The organism is Micromonospora sp. NPDC049102 (genome assembly GCF_043197485.1).
GTDB lineage: Bacteria > Actinomycetota > Actinomycetes > Mycobacteriales > Micromonosporaceae > Micromonospora.
This window is the reverse complement of the sequence record NZ_JBICTE010000023.1, coordinates 23,393-39,386: the sequence shown is the minus strand read 5'-3', so window position 1 is coordinate 39,386 and position 15,994 is coordinate 23,393. Positions and strand designations below refer to the sequence as shown.

Genomic DNA, 15,994 nt, shown 5'->3' with positions numbered 1-15,994 from the left:
CGGCGTCAACCGGGTCCCACGTCCTCCGGCAGCACACCCTCGACGCCCTCGGCCAGCACCGTCGCCACCCGGTCCAGCGCCGCCGAGACGTACCCCGGATCGAGCGAATGGATCACCCGGAAGTGCCCCTCCCAGCCGAAGTGGGCGCCGGCCCCGACCAGCACCCGACCCCGCACCCGCAGCGCGGTCGCCAGCGCCAGGCTGTTCACCGGCGCGCGGTACCGGACGAAACCGAGTGCGGTCGCGGTCGGTGGGACGATCGACACCAGCTCCTGGTGCGTCTTTACCCAGTCGACCAGCAGGGACCGGCCGGCGCGCATCAGCCGCCGGTTCCGATCCAGCAGCCGGGTTCGGGTCGGGGCGGCGAGGGCCAACTCGGCGACCTGCATGGCGAGCATCCCGGTGCTGACCGTCAGGTACTCGTGTCGGCGCCACACCCGGGTCAGGAAGTCCGCCGGCGCGACGATCCAGCCCACCCGCAGCCCCGGCAGGGCGAACGCCTTCGACAGGCTGCCAACACAGATCACCCGGTCGTACCCGCCCCACAGGGTCGGGGTGACCGTGTCGAAGTCGAGTTCGGTACCCCGGTGCACCTCGTCCACGACCAGCCAGGCGCCGTTGCGCGCGGCGACCGCGACCAGGGCCGCCCGTTCCGGCGCGGACAGCACCGAGCCGGTGGGGTTGTTCGGGTTGGTGACGACGATCGCCCTGGTGTCCGGCCGGACGAGGCTCTCCAGCGCGGCCAGGTCGATTCGCCACCCGCGTTCCTCGTCCAGCGCGAAGGTGTCGATCTTCGCGCCGGTGTTGCGGGCCAGTCCCCACACCTGCCGGTACCCGGGTTCCATCAGCACCACGTGGTCGTCCGGCCCGACCAGCGCGTCCATGATCAGAGTGTTCGCCTCGGCCGCGCCGACGGTGACCAGCACCTCCTCCGGCCGGCAGCCCTGCCAGTCGGCAATCAGCTCGCGTAGCGCCGGGGTACCACGCACGGACGGGTAGTGCTGGCGGCCGTCGAGCAACCGGTCGGCGTCCGCCCCGGTCACGAACTCCCGCAGCCGTACCGGCTGGCAACTGCTGTCCGCCAGTGTGTACTCGACCGTGGGCTCGTACCGGGACTGCCACTCGACAAGCGCGAACGGTTCGAAACTCATGTGGCCTCGATTCTCCTCGGCGGCCGCTCAGACGGCGCTTTCCGTCCTGCCGGGATCACGCTCGACCACGTCGCCGAGGGTCTCGTCGATCCGCCGGAGCAGCGACGGGTCGAGCCGTACCCCGACCGCCGCGACGTTCTCCCGGATCTGCTCCGGCCGGGACGCCCCGATCACCGCCGCCGCCACGTTCGGATTGTTCAACGTCCACGCGACCGCGAGCTGGGCCGTGGTCAGCCCGGCCTCGGCGGCCAGCGGACGCAGCGCCCCCACCCGCTCCAGCACCTCCGGCCGCAGGTACGGGCCGACCCAGTCGGCGCCGTTCACGTCCAACGCGCGGGAGCCCTCCGGCGGCGGCCCGTCGGACCGGTACTTGCCGGTGAGCACGCCCTGGGCCAGCGGTGAGAAGACGACCTGGCTCATGCCGGCCTTCTCGCAGGCCGGTACCACCTCGCCCTCGATCACCCGCCACAGCATGTTGTACTGCGGTTGGTTCGCGACGAACGCGGTCAGGCCCAGGTCCTCGGCCAGCCGCCGGGCGGTGACGATCTGCTCCGCGGTCCACTCGGACACCCCGAGGTAGAGCACCTTGCCCTGGCGGACCAGGTCGTCGAACGCGCGCAGCGTCTCGACGAGCGGGGTGGCGTGGTCGAACCGGTGCGCGTAGTAGACGTCCACGTAGTCGGTGCGTAGCCGACGCAGCGAGGCGTGCAGCGACTCGACGATGTGCTTGCGGGACAATCCCTGGTCGTTGGGGCCCGGGCCGGTCGGGAAGTACACCTTGGTGCACAGCACCAGCGACTCCCGGCGTACCCCGGTCAGCGCCTCGCCGAGCACCGCCTCGGCCCGGGTACCCGCGTACACGTCGGCCGTGTCGAAAGTGGTGATCCCCTCGCCGAGCGCCGCCGCCACGCAGGCCCGCGCGGTGTCGACGTCGATCTGCGAGCCGTGGGTCAGCCAGTTGCCGTACGCGATCTCGCTGACCCGAAGGCCGCTGCGACCGAGTGGGCGGAACTCCATGGACGGTCTCCTACTCTCTGGTCACGATAGTTCGACGTCCCCGGGTACGACGGGTTCGATCTGCACCCGGTTGTCGTGGAAGACGGCGCCGCCGCCCATGTCCGAGTCCCGCTCGTCCACAGTGGCGTTCACCCCGGCGCCGCCGCTGAGCTTGAGCCAGTGGCCCTTTGTCGTCGCGACCACCCCGGGCCGGACGTGGTCCGCGTCCACGCTCACCGTCGCGGTGAACGCGCCCCGGTCGTTGAAGATCCGCGCCTGGCCGCCGTCGACGAGTCCGCGCGGCCCGGCGTCGTCCGGGTGCAGGACGATCCGGGGCCCGCCGGCCCGGCGGACGAGTTCCGGCTTGTTGCCGAAGACCGTGTTGACGAAGAAGTGTCCGGCACCCGCGATCAGGGTCAGCGGGAAGCGTCGGGACAGGTCCGGGTCGTTCGGCTCCTTCGGTGGGACGTACCCGACCAGCGGGTCGAGCCCGTCCGCGGCGGCCCGCTCGGAGTAGAACTCCAGCCGGCCGGACGGGGTGGGAAAGCCGTCCGCGAAGGGCAGGAACGCCGGCTCGTAGTTCAGCCGGGCCCAGCCTTCGGTGCGCAGCCGATCCATGCTGATCCCGGCCAGTGACGGATCGTCGGTGGCCAGCAGTTGCCCGGCCAACTCCTCATCGGAGTCGTACAGGCTGGGTTCGGTCAGCCCGAGGTGCCGGGCCAGCCGGCGGAACGTCTCGGTGGTGGACAGGCACTCCCCGGGTGGCGGTACCGCCGGCTCGTTCCAGGTGATGTACATGTGCCCGTACCCGTCGAGCACGTCCAGGTGTTCGGTCTGCATGGTGGCCGGCAGCACGATGTCGGCGTAGTCGACGGTGTCGGTCGGGAAGTGGTCGAGGACCACCGTGAACAGGTCCGGCCGGGTCAGCGCCCGGCGGATCCGGTTCTGGTCGGGTGCGCTGGCGACCGGATTGGAGCCGTACACGACGAGCGCCCGCACGGGCGGGTCGTCCACGTCGAGCAGGGTTTCCGCGAGCCGGGTCATGGACAGGGCGCGGACCGGCCGGGTGAGCAGGTCGGGGCGGGCCAGCGCGTCCCGGTCGCCGCCGAAGTAGCCGTCGGTCGAGAACGCCAGCCCGCCGCCCGGGTACTGCCAGTCGCCGGTGACGCCGACCAGGCAGGCCAGCATCCGCAGCACCTCGCCGCCGCCGGCGTGCCGCTGCACCCCGATGCCGGCCCGGATCGCGGTGGGTCGGGTGTGCGCCAGCCGCCGGCCCAGGGTGACGATCTGTTCCTCGGTGAGGCCGGTGATCGCGGCGACCCGGTCCGGCGGGTACTCCAGGATCCGATCCCGGAACTCGGGCCAGCCGAGGGTGTACCGCTCCAGGTAGTCGCGGTCCTCGGCGCCCTCGGCGAGCACCACGTGCAGCAGGCCCAGGGCGAGGGCCGCGTCGGTGCCGGGCAGCGGGGCGATGTGCTCGTCGGCCTGCCGCGCGGTCCGGGTCCGTACCGGGTCGATGACCACCACGTGCGCGCCGGCGCGGCGGGCCTGGTCGACGAAGCGCCACAGGTGGTGGCTGGTGGTGAGGGTGTTGGCACCCCAGAGCAGGATCAGCCGGGCGTGCGCCATCGACTCCGGATCGATGCCCCGGCTGGTGCCGGTGGCGTACGTGGTGCCGTGCAGCCCTGCGATCGAACAGATGGTCATCTCGTGCCGGGAGGCGCCGAGCACATGCCACAGCCGGGCACCGGACCGGCCCTGCAACCCCTGGAGGAAGCCCAGGTTGCCGGTGCCCTGGTAAGGCCAGATGGCTTCGCCGCCGCTCTCCCGCACGATCCGGTTGAGCTGGTCGGCGATCTCGGTCAGCGCCTCGTCCCAGCCGATCCGGGTGAACCGGCCGGAGCCCTTGGGGCCGGTCCGGCGCATCGGGTACAGCAGCCGGTCCGGGGAGGCGACGTGGTCGAGGTACTGATTGACTTTCACGCAGAGCGTGCCGCGCGTGTACGGATGGTCCGGGTTGCCGCGCAGCCGCACGGCCTTCCCGTCGGTCACGGTGACCTTCCAGCTACATCCGTCCGGACAGTCCAGCGGGCATCCCCCGACGACCTCACGCGTTTGCGTCATCCGATCCGCTCCGTTTCCCGTTCCTTGGCGGTGACCCGGGCGATCAGGTCGCCACTCAGCTCACCGGCGAACACCTCGCGGACCGGCCCGGTGAGGGTGACCGTGCCGTCGGCGTCGATGCCGACCTCGACCGTGCCGCCGGGCATGTGTACGACAACCTGGTCGTCGACCAGGCCGAGCGCGTGGGCGGCACCGGCGGCGGCGCAGGCGCCGCTGCCCGACGCGGTGGTGTAACCGGCTCCGCGCTCCCAGACCTCGATCTCGACTGTGGAACGGTCCAGGACCCGCAGGAACTCCACGTTGGTCCGGCCGGGAAACTCCGGGTGGCCGGCGATCGGCTCGCCGAGCGCCCCGGCGACCGCCCGGTCCACCGCCGGCAGCGGCACCACCAGGTGCGGGTTGCCGTCGTCGAGGGCGACCACGGACAGGGTCCGGTCACCGACGACAAGCGGGCGGAGCAGCCGGGCGGCGGGGTCCGTCGCGCTCGGGTCGGCCACGCTGAAGGCCGGCGCGTCGGTGGCGATCCGGACCGTGCCGGTACCCGGATCGCGGATCTCCACCCGGGACGTGCCGCCGCGGGTGCGGACGGTGACCTGGTTGCCGGCCGGCCCGCGGCCGAGTTGTGGTGCCCGGCCGAGCAGGTGACTGGCGAAGATCCGGATGCCGTTGCCGCTGCGGCCGCACGGGCTGCCGTCCGCGTTGAAGATCAGCAGGTCGACGGGTTCGCCCGGGACCACCTCGCCGACCGGGCCGATGAGCAGGCCGTCGGCGCCGACCCCGTACCGGCGGTCGCAGAGCAGGCGGGCGGTGTCGCCGGTCCGCGCGATGTCCAGCCGTCGGGGGTCGACGATCAGGTAGTCGTTGCCGAGCGCGTGGTACTTGACGAAGTCGCTCATCCTCGCTCCCGTCTGTCCGGCGGCGAGCCGGTGGTCCGCTTGTCCGCTGGCGGGTCCGTCCGATGGGCCCGCCGCGTGGGTGATTCGCCCGCCCGGCGGGCCGCCGTGGCCCGGTGTTGCGACCGGACCACGGCGGACGGCCTCACCCGGCGGACGCGCTCACATCGCCGAGACGACCGGCTCGCCGTCGGCCAGCACGGCGGCGTCGTGCTCCTCGCCGTACCACTTCTCCCGCCAACGGGAGCAGGCGACGATCAGGATGTCCCGAAGGCCGGGCTGGCCGTTCTCGGGCTCGATGTCGGTGACGTCGTGCAGGATCGCCCGGTCGTCGAGCAGCAGGGCCTGGCCGGGATTGAGGGTGCCGGTCCAGAACGGCTCGGTGGCGTCCGGCCGCCACAGCCGCGTCTCGCCGCCGACGACGTTGTGCCGGCGCAGGATGGCGATCATGACGTACTCGTGGCCGTCCTGGTGGATGCCCTCCGGGGTGAGCTGACCCGGCTTCTCCAGCGTGGCCCGGCTGCGGTTCTGGTGCACGTTGAGCTGCCAGTCCTCCGAGGGGTCCAGCGGGATCGACTCGATGCCGAACCTGGCCCACGGGATCAGGTCCGCCTCCAGCGGCTCGTACGGCCGCCGCATCCCGCCGCCGATCGAGTTGAACTTCTTGAACGCGGTGTACGCGCGGTGCGGCAGCTTCTCGAACTGCCACCCGTCGTCGCCCTTGTGCGACACGCGGTACTGGGAGAAACGCTTGTAGCGGGTCAGGTTGCCCATGTACGGGTCGGGCGGGCAGCGGTCGTAGCTGGCCAGGACCTCCTCGGTGACCGGCGGAAGCTCGACGAGCTTGAACCCTTCGTCGGTGATTGGCATGTCGTTCCCTTTCGCTTCGGGTACGGGTGTCGCCGCAGGTGCTGGTGGCGGGGCGCGGCGGCGCCTCGATCACCAGGTCAGGCCGCGCGGGCCAGCCGCTCGTCGAGGTGCCGGGCGGACGAGTTCATCCGCCAGAGCGAACCGCGGGCGATCCCCCGGCGCATCTGCGGCGACTCGCTCGCCGGGACGACGATGTTGTGGAACCAACCGGCGGCGTGCTTGGAATCGATCGTGATGTGCAGGCGGTGGTAGGTGATGCCGACCTCCGGCAGGCCGAGGCGCTCCCAGGCCCGGACGACGTTCTGGAACCGGTCCGGCACCAGCCACTCGGTCATGCCGAGGAAGCCGACCGCCTCCGGGTAGAACTGCCGGTACCGGCAGAGCAGCACCGCGAGGTTTCCGGCCAGCAGGTCGTTGGCGGTCATCGCGCTCTCCAACTCCTCGTCGGAGATGTCGAACACGTCGTAGATCTTGTTGAACAGGTGGGTGTGGACCTCGGCCGGGTTGCCGTTGCCCATCTCGTCCCAGAAGTTCTCCGCGATCTCCATCTTGGCCGCGCCGCTCGTGCCGATCTGCATCATGGCGAGCAGGTCGTCGAACCGTCCGTCTACCAGGGACTCCTGGATGACGTACGTGCGCAGGTCGGCGGAGCTGGCACGGTGGTTGATGAAGTCGACGTAGTACGGGTGCTTGAACACCGGGTGCTGCCGCGCGACCCCCTTCAACCAGGACAGGAACGGCTGACCCGGGCCGGGCATGGCGTCGTAGACGGCCGGTTCGATCCAGTTGTCCTCGGCCTCGATGGTGGCCTGCTCCAGCAGGCGGGTCACCTCGTGGATGATCACCGAGCCCTCGGCCGTCGCGCCGTCGGGCAGCGCGGTGATCAGGGCGTAGATCCGGGCGAGCAGCAGTTGCTGGTGGTACAGAGCGTCGGGCTCGTTGGCTGCGGCGCGGTCGTTGATCGTACGAACGGCCGACAGGATGCGTTCCCGGTCGTGTCGCAGGTCCTCGTCGACCTTGTCCGCGGGAACCGCGAACCACGAACTGATCTGTTCCACCACATCGGCTGCCGATGTCGGCCCGGCGGCGAACCGGAGCCGGTCACTGACGATGGGCACTGAACCTCCCCCTGGTGCTGGTATAGCCACGTGAACGGTGTGCGCGAGCTTGCGTGTGCGTGGGACGACGAGTCCCGCCGCGCTGCCGTGCCCGCATCCCGACCCGCCGCACGCAGGCATGCACCCTGGACCGACGCGCCAGGTCACCCCGCGCACCCAGGGTGGCGGCGGACCGGCGAGTGGTGAGGCGGCGCATCCGACAAGGCGGCACGGCGTACCGGCCACCGGGCGGTCCGATGGCGTGGCCGCAGCTTCGGGATGATCTGGATCGGCAGTCGCAGAAAGCGATGATTCTGAGAGCGGACGGCCCCGTTGACGACACTCCCCGTGCATGCGTCGAGGAGTGGTCCCCCGATCACAAGGAGTCACCCTACTGAATACATTGACTGATGTCGAGGTGCGTTTCAGGAAAATATTGCCGACGGTGCCGTCTTGATCATGGTACGCGGAGTCCATTCTCGGGGTCGTGATGATCCGATCATGCAGGCATCCGGACATCGGCAATGAATACGCTGTTTCAATCTTTGCATCGATGTTTACATCCGCAGCCGGCCCGGGTCGCCACGCCGGCCGGGCCAAGAGGAAGTCAGGCGTTCGAATTCCCCCAGCTCCACGAGCGCAGCAGAGGCGGCTCCCGGGTCACCGGGAACCGCCTCTGCTGCATGCCGGGTCCTGCCGTCAGCTGACGGTGATGTCGCTGCACCACATGTAGGTCTGGTCCATGTGCGACGCCTTCCACAGCACGAACAGGATGTGGTTTCCGCTGCGCGAGGACGGGATCGAGACGTTGAACGAGATGTTCTGTGCGGGCGCGTAACGCCCGGTCGTCGCGATCAGGTCCAGGTTGCCCCACCCGAGTTTCTGGGTGGCCGGGTTGAACCCCTGCTTCGAGACGTAGACCTGGAAGTAGTCAGCGCCGTGGCTGGCCTGGTCGTACATCTGGACCGTCAGGTTGCGGCTGACGGCTGTCGACTTCCACGCTCCCGGCTGGTTGAGCGAGTCGTTCCGGGAGAGCGCGTTGCTGCACAGTTGCCCGTCCGGGGTGCGGGCCTGGAACTGGCCGGCGAGACCGTCGCGCAGCTGGCTCATCCAGTTCCACATGGTGTCGGGGTTGGCCTGGAACGCCCGGTAACACATCGGGTCCTGTTGCTGCATGGCCGGGTTCGTGTGCTGGTTGCCCCAGGTCTTCCAGCACTGGTACGCGCGGGTCGCCGGGCCGATGACGGTGCCGTGTGCCTGGGCCGCGCCGATCGAGGGCAACGTGCCGGCCACCATGGCGAACAGCAGGACGAGCGCCTGAAGTGACCGACGGGCGGTTGACCGGGGTCGTCCGCCGGATTGATCGGATTTGGGTGAACGCACGGTTCATCCTCCGTTCTTCGGGGTGATCGAAGTGGGAACGCTCCCAAACCCACTGTTACATCCATGTGTCCAAATATCAATGCTGATCTATCTAAAATCGGATATGAGGTGGTCAGGGTGGTTCCCATCGACCGGAGGGATCTGGTCAGAGCTCGGCTGCGGCGTCGTATCGGCGACGCTGGTCGGCCATCTCCGACTGGGTCAGCGCCTCCTTGAGCGCCAACTCCTCGTACTTGTCCGGGAACATCTCCCGTAGCCGGTCGACGAACATGACGTCGGCTGTCGCCTCGACCACCTGGATGCCCGGAGGGTTGGTGGACATGTCCATGATCAGCGGGCCGGCCAGCTTGACCGCCACGTCCCAGGGGCGCTTCTTCTCGGCGATTCCGCAGAGGTGGAAGCCGTAGACGGTCCGTACGTCGGCGAGCGCGGCGGCGTCGGTCGGCTCGTAGCCGTAGACACGAACTCCGCAGATCACCGGGGGCTTGCTCTCGGTGACCGCCTGCTGGGCACCGTGACCGGCATGGTTGTGCTGCCCCGGGTCCGCCTGTTCGAGGGTGGTACGCATGCGGGCCGTGATCTGTGCCTGCAGATCCGTCGGCTCCGCGTCCCGACCTGCCCGCCGGACCAGGACGACCGTGCCCGCCGACACCGCCAGCAGGATCACCACCACCCACACCAGGCGGTGCCGGTACCACCTCTCGGCAGTCGCGGCACTCTCGACACTCTCCTGGGAACTCATGACTGCCTCTCACCTCGTCGCCGGTTCCGGCGTCCCGACAGGCCGGATCGGACGCCCCCGGCGGGCGGGACGTCGAGTGCGTCGGCCGTCGGGGTGCGTGCCAGGGGATGCGTGCGACGGGCGAGGACGCCCTACGCGTCGAGGTGCCCGTCGTCGTGGAGGTGGCCCGGTGCTGCGACAGGCGAGCGTCTGCCCAAGTGGCGCGCTGCCGGCACCGCGATGCTCCCGCAGTGGCCGTTCGCAGCGCGGTTGCCCCCGTGCTGCGGCGATACGAGCCATTCCATCACGTCTGAACCCACGGTGGCAACATCGACGTACATCATCGCAAAGTCCGTACGTCGCCCTTTGTGGAGCGGCTACGAGAACCGTTCGGTCGTCACGACGATCAGGCCGTACCTGCGCAGCAGGTTCGTCAGGTCGGTCAGGGTCGCGCGTACCGCGTCGACCGCGTCGGTTCTCATCAGGACCGTCACGTCGAGGCACCAGGCGAGTGTGTGGGCGACCCGTCGCAGCTCCCAGGTGAACTGGTCACCGCCGCTCTCGCGCCGACCGTCGGCGACCGATCCGGCTGCGCCGCCGCCAGCCGCACGCCAGAGCGCGCGCAGGGCCGCCACCTGGTCCGTCCGCAGGTCCCTGGCGAACAGGACGCGGTACACGCGTCGCTCGTGAAAGCCGTCCGGCGGCTGGGTCGGGCCGAGCCGCAGCGGCGGGGCCGTCGCGATCGGCTGGTGGTCGCGGAAGTACGTCCGCAGCGCCGCCTCGGAGGGCAGGTCACCACCGCCCAGGCGGCGGTAGGCGTCTGCCGCCCCCGCGCGTTCGGCGGGGACGACCCGGGCGAGTGCGGCCGGATCGCTACGCAGGTCGCGGCTCAGCGAGGCGGAACTCCACCAGCCGAACCCGGGCGTCCAACTCGCGCTGTGCAGGCCGTTGGCGGAGAAGTCGTCCTGCCGGGTGAACTCCTCGACGAGGATGCCCTTCCCGTCACCGGTGCCCGGCGCGGGCAGGACCAGGTGATAGTCCAGTGCGCAGTTCGCCTGCGGCCGATCGATGATCACCTGCTCGATCCTGCGGCCACGACGCCCGTCGGGCAAGGGCATCCGTCCGTAGCAGACCCGCGAGACGCCCCGCTCGATCAAGTCGCTCATCGGACAGGCCGCAACCGTGAGGCGTCCTCAGGAGTGCATCTGGCATCAGTTGACGCCCGGAAACGCCGGGCTCCACACGGGGAGAGAAGATGACGTACACCGCTCGACGCAGAATGCTCGCCGGCACCGCCGCCGGACTGCTCGCCGCCACCCTCGGGCTCGCCGGGTTCTCGACGGCGACCGCCGCCCCCGCCGGCAGCGCCTGCACGATCAGCACCCTGCCCTACCCGACGGACACCTATCGGGCCGAGGCGCGCGCCATCGACCCGTCGGGTCGCTTCGTCGTCGGGTCTGCCCTGCGGGTCTTCGACACTGGCAACCAGTACGTGCTGCTGTTTTGGGACGGACAGCAGCTCACCGAGACCGAGATGCCCGCCAACGGGGTCTCCCCGGTCGACGTCAACGAGAGCGGCATCGCGATCGGCAACGGCTGGGCGGAGAACGGCATCGGCCGGCCGTGGACGTACCGCGACGGCAAGTTCGAGCAGTTGCCGGTGCTGCCGTCCACCGGCATCGTCGTCACCGCCATCAACTCCTCCGGTGACATCGTGGGTTACGGCTCGGACATCGTGCCCGGCGAGTACAGCGCCCTGCGCTGGCCGGCCGCCCGTCCGGGCACGGTCGAGGTGCTCGACGCCCCGCTCAACGCCCAGCCGGTCGGGATCACGGCGAACGGGACCATCGTGGGTTACGCGGGAACGTTCGGCGACTGGACCGGCTGGGTTCGCCGGCCGAACGGCAAGGTCAAGCCGCTCGCGGTCCCGGGTGGTGGGTCGACCACTGTCAACGCCGCTGCGGGTCACTGGGCCATCGGCCAGGTCTGGCTGGGCGGCACCAGCCCGGCCATGGTGCGGTGGGACGTACGCGACGGCTCGTACACGTTCCTCGATGAGGAGGCGGGGCTGGACGACGTCAACGCCAAGGGCGTCGTGGTGGGTGGCGACCGGGTCGCGCGCGGCGGTACCTCCCAGGTCCTGCCGGGCGGCGGTACGCGGATCAACATCGGTGCCCGGGCCATCGCCGACACGGGCACGATCGTCGGCTTCCGCAATGCCGACCGGGTGACCCCGGTCCGGTGGACGGGCTGCTGACACCCGACCTCCACAGGTGCGTGGGGCCGGCCCGTCGGGTCGGCCCCACCGCACGTCACGGCTTCCAGGAGCCAGCGGTCGCGAACCTGGGTTGGTACTCGAGCACTCCCGACCTGTCGTGCACGTCGAACACCACGCTGCCGGTGCGTCTGGTGCCGGCGGTCAGGTCGTTCCCGGCCGGGATGGGCTTGCCGCAGCCGGAGAAGGCGCCGGCGATCGCATTGGTCTCGGTGCCGTCGGCGGCGACCCACTGGAAGTAGAGCGGGTTCGCCGAACCGGTGCCCCTGGTGACCGCAACCGTCACGTCGGCGATCAAATACACGCCCTCGTCCGGCTCAAGGCCGTACGACGTGCAGGGCTCGGCCGAGGTGCTGAACTTCGTCACGGTGATCTCGACGGTTCCGCTGCTGTCGTCGAGGACCAGGGTGTCGCCGACCGACATGTCGCGGGTGTCGCCGCCGTCGGCCGCCCGGGGCGACGGGGCGGCGGTGGCCGGTGGCTGCCCGACGCCGCGGGTCACGCCCGGGGTGGGAAGCGCGTCGGTCACCTCGTTCGCCGCGCGGTTCGCGCCGATGACCACCGCCACGATCCCGCCCGCGCAGCAGAGCAGGGTGAGCACGGCCGCCGTCACCGCGACGACCACCACGGTCTTCTTGGAGCTCTTCGTCGCGACGGGCGGCGGCGTCGTGAGCGGGTAGCCCGGACCGCCGGGAGGTGGATACGCGCCCCCCGCGTACGGGTAGGCGCTGCCCGAGAACGGGGGCTGCGGCCAGGGCTGGTCGGGGGAGACCGGATAGGGCGAGCTGGCGAACGGCGGCAGCGGGGCGTTCGTCGGGGCCGCCCACTGCTCCGGTACGCCCTGCGGTGACACCCCGGCTGCCGGCTGACCCGACACCGGCGTCTGCGCCGCCGCCGACCACGGGTCGGGCGGCACCGGCGCCTGCGGGACCGTCGGGTCGGCGGCGGACTGCTGCGGCTGCGGTGTCGCCGGGAACGGCTGCGTCGGCGGCGGCTCCGGGCTCGGCTGCTGAGAGTCCTGCGGTCCGACGGGGGGCTGGGGGTGGGTCACCGTACTCCTTGACGCCTCGTACGTGCGGTTCGGGAACCCGTCGACGCTACCGTGCGTCGACTGTCGCCCGGTCGGCGCGCCGCCTCGCGTCCACGGTTCCGCCGAGCGCCCGCGCGGCGGCCAGCATGGACGGTGCGAGTGGCGGCGGTCAGGGCAGGGCGAGGACGGCGGCGGTGCGGACCAGGCCGTCGGCGACCACGAACCGGCCGGTGATCGTGGTCGGGGGATCGGCGACCTGGGCAGCGTCCACGCGCGCCGGTGCGATCCGGGCGGTGAACGTGCCGGCGTCCGGGTCCAGGTCGAGGTGGGCGTCGTGGAAGTCCAGCCAGGTCCCCACGACCGGGTGCCAGACCTTGTAGACGGTCTCCTTGGCGCTGAAGAACACGATCGGCCACCGGACCCCGGAGGGTAGCCGCGTGCACGTCTCCTCCTCCTCGGGCAGCAGCACGAGTCGGCGTACCCCCGCATTGATCTCGCGGTGTTGCTCGGCGTCCATACCGACGGATCGCACCTCGGTGGCGCGCGCCGCGGCGGCGGCGCAGTAGCCGGCGGTGTGGGTGATCGCACCCACCACGCCCGCCGGCCAGATCGGCGCGCGGTTGGCGGCGCTGGGCAAGGCCACCGTCGGCAGGCCGAGGTCGGCCATCGCCCGACGGGCACACACCCGACCGGCGGTGAAGTCCCGTCGGCGGGTCTGCACCGCCTTGTCGCCGAGACACGCCTGTTCGGCGTCGAGGAGGTCGCCGGTCCAGTCGTCGGGTGCGGCCACGGCCACGGCCACCGTTGGCGGCATGAGGTCACGCACGGCGGACACCTACCGCCGGGTAGTGAGGGGACGTTAGCGCGACGGTCACATTTCCGACTCCCACGATCGCAGAACGTACCGCAAAGATGTAACACCGGAGGGACGCGTCGCGCCCTTCGTGATGGCTCCGGGGGGACCACCATCAAGAGCTGGCAAGTCCCGTGAACATCTGGAGGAGCTGCGATGAGCGATGGCGCCGAACGGCCGAGGGGCCGGGCCGACGACCACGCACCGACGACCCCGGGCTGGAGCTGCGGCTCCTGCGGCGACGAGTGGCCGTGCACGACCAAGCGCGGCCGGTTGCTGGCGGAGTACGGGGGTGACCGGGCGATGCTCAGCGTCTACCTGGGCTCGTGTCTCGCCGCCGCCGCCGAGGACCTGCGGGCAGCTCCGGTGATGTCGTTGCAGGACCGGTTCATCGGCTGGCTGCCCCGAGGAACGCGACGAAGCTGAACCGCCGGTGGCCCCGCCCCGATCGGGCGGGGCCACCGGCGGACACGGTCGGGTCAGGGCCGCCGGGGCCGCCGGGTCAGGGCGAAACCGACCACCCCGGCCACCGCGGCGAGCACGCCGCCGACGCCGGTCCAGATCCAACGCGAGCCGAGATCCGGTAGCCAGTCCGCCAGCCAGTCACCCTCGTCGTCCGCCTCCGGCGCGGGCGTCGGTACGGCGTTGAGCACCGTGCCCGCCTTGGTGTTCGGCACCAGCGGGGCGGCCAACGCGCCGTCGTCGGCCGAGGCGCCCCGGTCCGCGACGACGCCGGCCAGCAGGTCCACGTCGATGGGTGCGCCCAGGTCCGGCTCGGGCAGGTCGACGACCGAGAGTCGGACGACGTACGTGCCGGGAAGCGGGTCGGCCGACCAGGGCTCCGCCCAGGGACGCACCTCGCGCAGGGTGCAGCCCAGCGCCACGCTCGACGCCTTGCCGTCCACCGTCGGCGTCTGCGCGCCGGCGGTGCACGCCTGTCGTCGGCGCAGCCCGTCGAACACGTCGATCGTCCAGGTGGAGGCCCCGCCGCGCGGCTTCGGGAAGGTGACGGTGGCGGTGATCTCGTGGACCTGACCGGCGGTCGCCGTGAACGACCAGTACAGGTGGTCGCCGACGGAGGCGTCCACGCGTACCGGCTGGCCGGCGATGATCGGCGTGGCGGTGAGGAACGAGGTGCCGGCCCGGGTCACCGGCGTGGCGCCCGGAGACGGGGTGGGGGCGGCCACGGCCGCCGCGGGCAGCAGCGCGGCCCCACCGGCGGCGAGCAGCGCCGCCAGCGAGCGGAACAGAGCAATACGCATCAGTTCTCCCTCCAGGTGGCGACCCACCAGCGGGTGAGCAGGCCGGCGATCAGGCCGGTCAGCAGGCCGGCCACGGTGAGCAGGACGAGCAGCACCCAGCCCCGCCCGAGATCGGGGCCGTCCGGGGCGCCGGCGGCGGCGACCACGTCGATGGTCAACTCCACCGGCATGCCGGGCGTCGCCGCGGTGCCCGGACGCGCGGCGAACGAGTTGCTGACCACCAGGCAGACGGTGGTGGGCTCGACGACGGGTGCCGGGCTCTCCTCGGCGGCTTCCTCGTCGTCGGTGGTGGCCTCGTCGTCCGCCGTGGCGGACCAGCGCAGACCGGCGGAGAGCACGTCGGCGCGGCCGCTGCCGGCGTCCGCGCCCCGAACCAGTTCCCGGCCGTCCGCCGCGGTCGCCCGCAGCAGCACCCCGTAGTCCCGGTTCACCGGACGGTCCAGCGCCATGCTCACCGACGCGCGCAGCTCCTGCCCGGGGCGTACGGGCACCCGGTAGTAGCGGTGCTCGGAGAACGACTCCCGGTCGGCGTACACCCCGGGGGCGAGCAGCGGCGCGGAAGCGCAGTCGTCCGTGCCGCCGACGACGGTCGGCGCCCGGGTGTGGGTGTCTCCGGCCCGCTCGACGAGTTGCTTGATGCGGCCGGTCAGCTCGTCGGCGCTCTGCGCCGCGGTGTACGTGCCGCCGGTCGCCCCGGCGATGCAGAGCAGTTGTCGGCGTACCTTCTCGTCGGGTGCGAGGCCGAGCGTGTCGACGACCAGGCTGGTGCCCTGCGCGGCGAGTTCCCGGGCCACCTGGCAGGGGTCCGGCGGCGCGCAGGTGTCCTCCCCGTCGGTGATCAGCACGATCCGTCGGGTGGTGGTGCCGGTGCCCAGGTCCTGTGCGGCGGAGCGCAGCGCGAGCCCGACCGGGGTGAACCCGGTGGGCCGCAACCCGGCGACCGCCGCCTTGGCCGCGGACCGGTCGACCGGCCCGACCGGCACGATCTGCTGGGTGTCCTGGCAGCCGACCTTCTTGTCCTTGCCCTTGTAGGTCGCGCCGAGCACCCGGATGCCGAGTTGGGTCTCCTCCGGCAGCGCGTCCACCACGTCGTTGAACGCCTGTTGGGCCACCGAGATCCGGGTGCGCCCGTCGATGTCCGCCGCCCGCATCGAGCCGCTGACGTCGAGCACCAGCTCGATCCGGGGCGGCTCGGCCACCTGCTCCTCGTCGGCCGCCGCCGGGACGGGCCCGGTCAGCGCGGTGGTCGCCAGCAGTCCGAGAAGGACGGCCGCCGATCGTCTGAAGTTGATCACGGCCCGCAGTGTAGTGAGATCTACTTTGGATGATCGTCGGGGTG

General features: G+C 71.2%; 14 protein-coding genes and 1 pseudogene. 2 read left to right on the top strand and 13 right to left on the bottom strand.

Going from position 1 to position 15,994, the window contains the following annotated elements; translation table 11 throughout:
• Positions 1-5 precede the first annotated feature (5 nt).
• The 9 genes and pseudogenes from ACGFH9_RS21115 to ACGFH9_RS21075 form a co-directional block, all read right to left on the bottom strand.
• A complete protein-coding gene (locus ACGFH9_RS21115) occupies positions 6-1,151 on the bottom strand; it encodes an aminotransferase class I/II-fold pyridoxal phosphate-dependent enzyme (RefSeq protein WP_393221829.1) in 1,146 nt (381 codons plus the stop codon).
• Positions 1,148-2,168 (bottom strand): annotated as a pseudogene (locus tag ACGFH9_RS21110) (aldo/keto reductase family protein). Before ACGFH9_RS21110 ends, ACGFH9_RS21115 begins: the two are co-directional and overlap by 4 nt.
• 21 nt (positions 2,169-2,189) lie before the next feature.
• Positions 2,190-4,271: a molybdopterin-dependent oxidoreductase gene (locus ACGFH9_RS21105; protein WP_393221826.1), complete on the bottom strand. Its 2,082-nt coding sequence runs from the start codon at positions 4,269-4,271 to the stop codon at positions 2,190-2,192.
• Positions 4,268-5,167 (bottom strand): diaminopimelate epimerase, encoded by a 900-nt coding sequence (gene dapF, locus ACGFH9_RS21100; RefSeq protein WP_393221823.1) that lies wholly within the window; start codon positions 5,165-5,167, stop codon positions 4,268-4,270. The genes ACGFH9_RS21105 and dapF overlap by 4 nt, the downstream gene beginning before the upstream one ends.
• Positions 5,168-5,326: 159 nt before the next feature.
• Positions 5,327-6,034, bottom strand: coding sequence for a 2OG-Fe dioxygenase family protein (locus tag ACGFH9_RS21095; protein ID WP_393221821.1), 708 nt, complete (start codon positions 6,032-6,034; stop codon positions 5,327-5,329).
• 77 nt (positions 6,035-6,111) lie between these two features.
• Positions 6,112-7,152: an iron-containing redox enzyme family protein gene (locus ACGFH9_RS21090; RefSeq protein ID WP_393221818.1), complete on the bottom strand. Its 1,041-nt coding sequence runs from the start codon at positions 7,150-7,152 to the stop codon at positions 6,112-6,114.
• A 678-nt stretch (positions 7,153-7,830) separates the two neighbouring features.
• Positions 7,831-8,514: a lytic polysaccharide monooxygenase gene (locus tag ACGFH9_RS21085; protein ID WP_355244553.1), complete on the bottom strand. Its 684-nt coding sequence runs from the start codon at positions 8,512-8,514 to the stop codon at positions 7,831-7,833.
• A gap of 145 nt (positions 8,515-8,659) precedes the next feature.
• Positions 8,660-9,256, bottom strand: coding sequence for a hypothetical protein (locus tag ACGFH9_RS21080; protein ID WP_393221816.1), 597 nt, complete (start codon positions 9,254-9,256; stop codon positions 8,660-8,662).
• A 356-nt stretch (positions 9,257-9,612) separates the two neighbouring features.
• A complete protein-coding gene (locus ACGFH9_RS21075) occupies positions 9,613-10,401 on the bottom strand; it encodes a hypothetical protein (RefSeq protein WP_393221813.1) in 789 nt (262 codons plus the stop codon).
• A gap of 89 nt (positions 10,402-10,490) precedes the next feature.
• On the opposite strand from ACGFH9_RS21075, the gene ACGFH9_RS21070 reads away from it, so the two are divergent.
• Entirely contained in the window at positions 10,491-11,492 is a 1,002-nt protein-coding gene (locus tag ACGFH9_RS21070; RefSeq protein ID WP_393221810.1) for a hypothetical protein, read from the top strand.
• A gap of 55 nt (positions 11,493-11,547) precedes the next feature.
• On the opposite strand, the gene ACGFH9_RS21065 is transcribed toward ACGFH9_RS21070, so the two are convergent.
• A complete protein-coding gene (locus ACGFH9_RS21065; protein WP_393221807.1) occupies positions 11,548-12,561 on the bottom strand; it encodes a hypothetical protein in 1,014 nt (337 codons plus the stop codon).
• Positions 12,562-12,709: 148 nt separating this feature from the next.
• The gene (locus ACGFH9_RS21060; RefSeq protein ID WP_393221805.1) at positions 12,710-13,366 is read right to left on the bottom strand and encodes a 4'-phosphopantetheinyl transferase; all 657 of its coding nucleotides are present in this window, start codon (positions 13,364-13,366) and stop codon (positions 12,710-12,712) included.
• Between the two features lie 183 nt (positions 13,367-13,549).
• On the opposite strand from ACGFH9_RS21060, the gene ACGFH9_RS21055 reads away from it, so the two are divergent.
• Complete coding sequence (locus ACGFH9_RS21055; protein WP_393221802.1) at positions 13,550-13,819, top strand: hypothetical protein; 270 nt, start codon at positions 13,550-13,552, stop codon at positions 13,817-13,819.
• Positions 13,820-13,872: 53 nt separating this feature from the next.
• Here ACGFH9_RS21055 and ACGFH9_RS21050 read toward each other — a convergent pair whose 3' ends face one another.
• Both ACGFH9_RS21050 and ACGFH9_RS21045 read right to left on the bottom strand, forming a co-directional pair.
• Positions 13,873-14,655 carry a peptidase gene (locus ACGFH9_RS21050; RefSeq protein ID WP_393221799.1) on the bottom strand — a complete coding sequence of 261 codons (783 nt, stop codon included), beginning with the start codon at positions 14,653-14,655 and terminating at the stop codon, positions 13,873-13,875.
• Entirely contained in the window at positions 14,655-15,950 is a 1,296-nt protein-coding gene (locus tag ACGFH9_RS21045; protein WP_393221796.1) for a VWA domain-containing protein, read from the bottom strand. The genes ACGFH9_RS21050 and ACGFH9_RS21045 overlap by 1 nt, the downstream gene beginning before the upstream one ends.
• Positions 15,951-15,994 lie beyond the last annotated feature (44 nt).

Coding starts and splice junctions, on each gene's coding strand:
- ACGFH9_RS21075 (WP_393221813.1), bottom strand. CDS start 10,401: ATGAGCGACTTGATCGAGCGGGGCGTCTCGCGGGTCTGCTACGGACGG.
- ACGFH9_RS21080 (WP_393221816.1), bottom strand. CDS start 9,256: ATGAGTTCCCAGGAGAGTGTCGAGAGTGCCGCGACTGCCGAGAGGTGG.
- ACGFH9_RS21105 (WP_393221826.1), bottom strand. CDS start 4,271: ATGACGCAAACGCGTGAGGTCGTCGGGGGATGCCCGCTGGACTGTCCG.
- ACGFH9_RS21070 (WP_393221810.1), top strand. CDS start 10,491: ATGACGTACACCGCTCGACGCAGAATGCTCGCCGGCACCGCCGCCGGA.
- dapF (WP_393221823.1), bottom strand. CDS start 5,167: ATGAGCGACTTCGTCAAGTACCACGCGCTCGGCAACGACTACCTGATC.
- ACGFH9_RS21095 (WP_393221821.1), bottom strand. CDS start 6,034: ATGCCAATCACCGACGAAGGGTTCAAGCTCGTCGAGCTTCCGCCGGTC.
- ACGFH9_RS21055 (WP_393221802.1), top strand. CDS start 13,550: ATGAGCGATGGCGCCGAACGGCCGAGGGGCCGGGCCGACGACCACGCA.
- ACGFH9_RS21115 (WP_393221829.1), bottom strand. CDS start 1,151: ATGAGTTTCGAACCGTTCGCGCTTGTCGAGTGGCAGTCCCGGTACGAG.
- ACGFH9_RS21050 (WP_393221799.1), bottom strand. CDS start 14,655: ATGCGTATTGCTCTGTTCCGCTCGCTGGCGGCGCTGCTCGCCGCCGGT.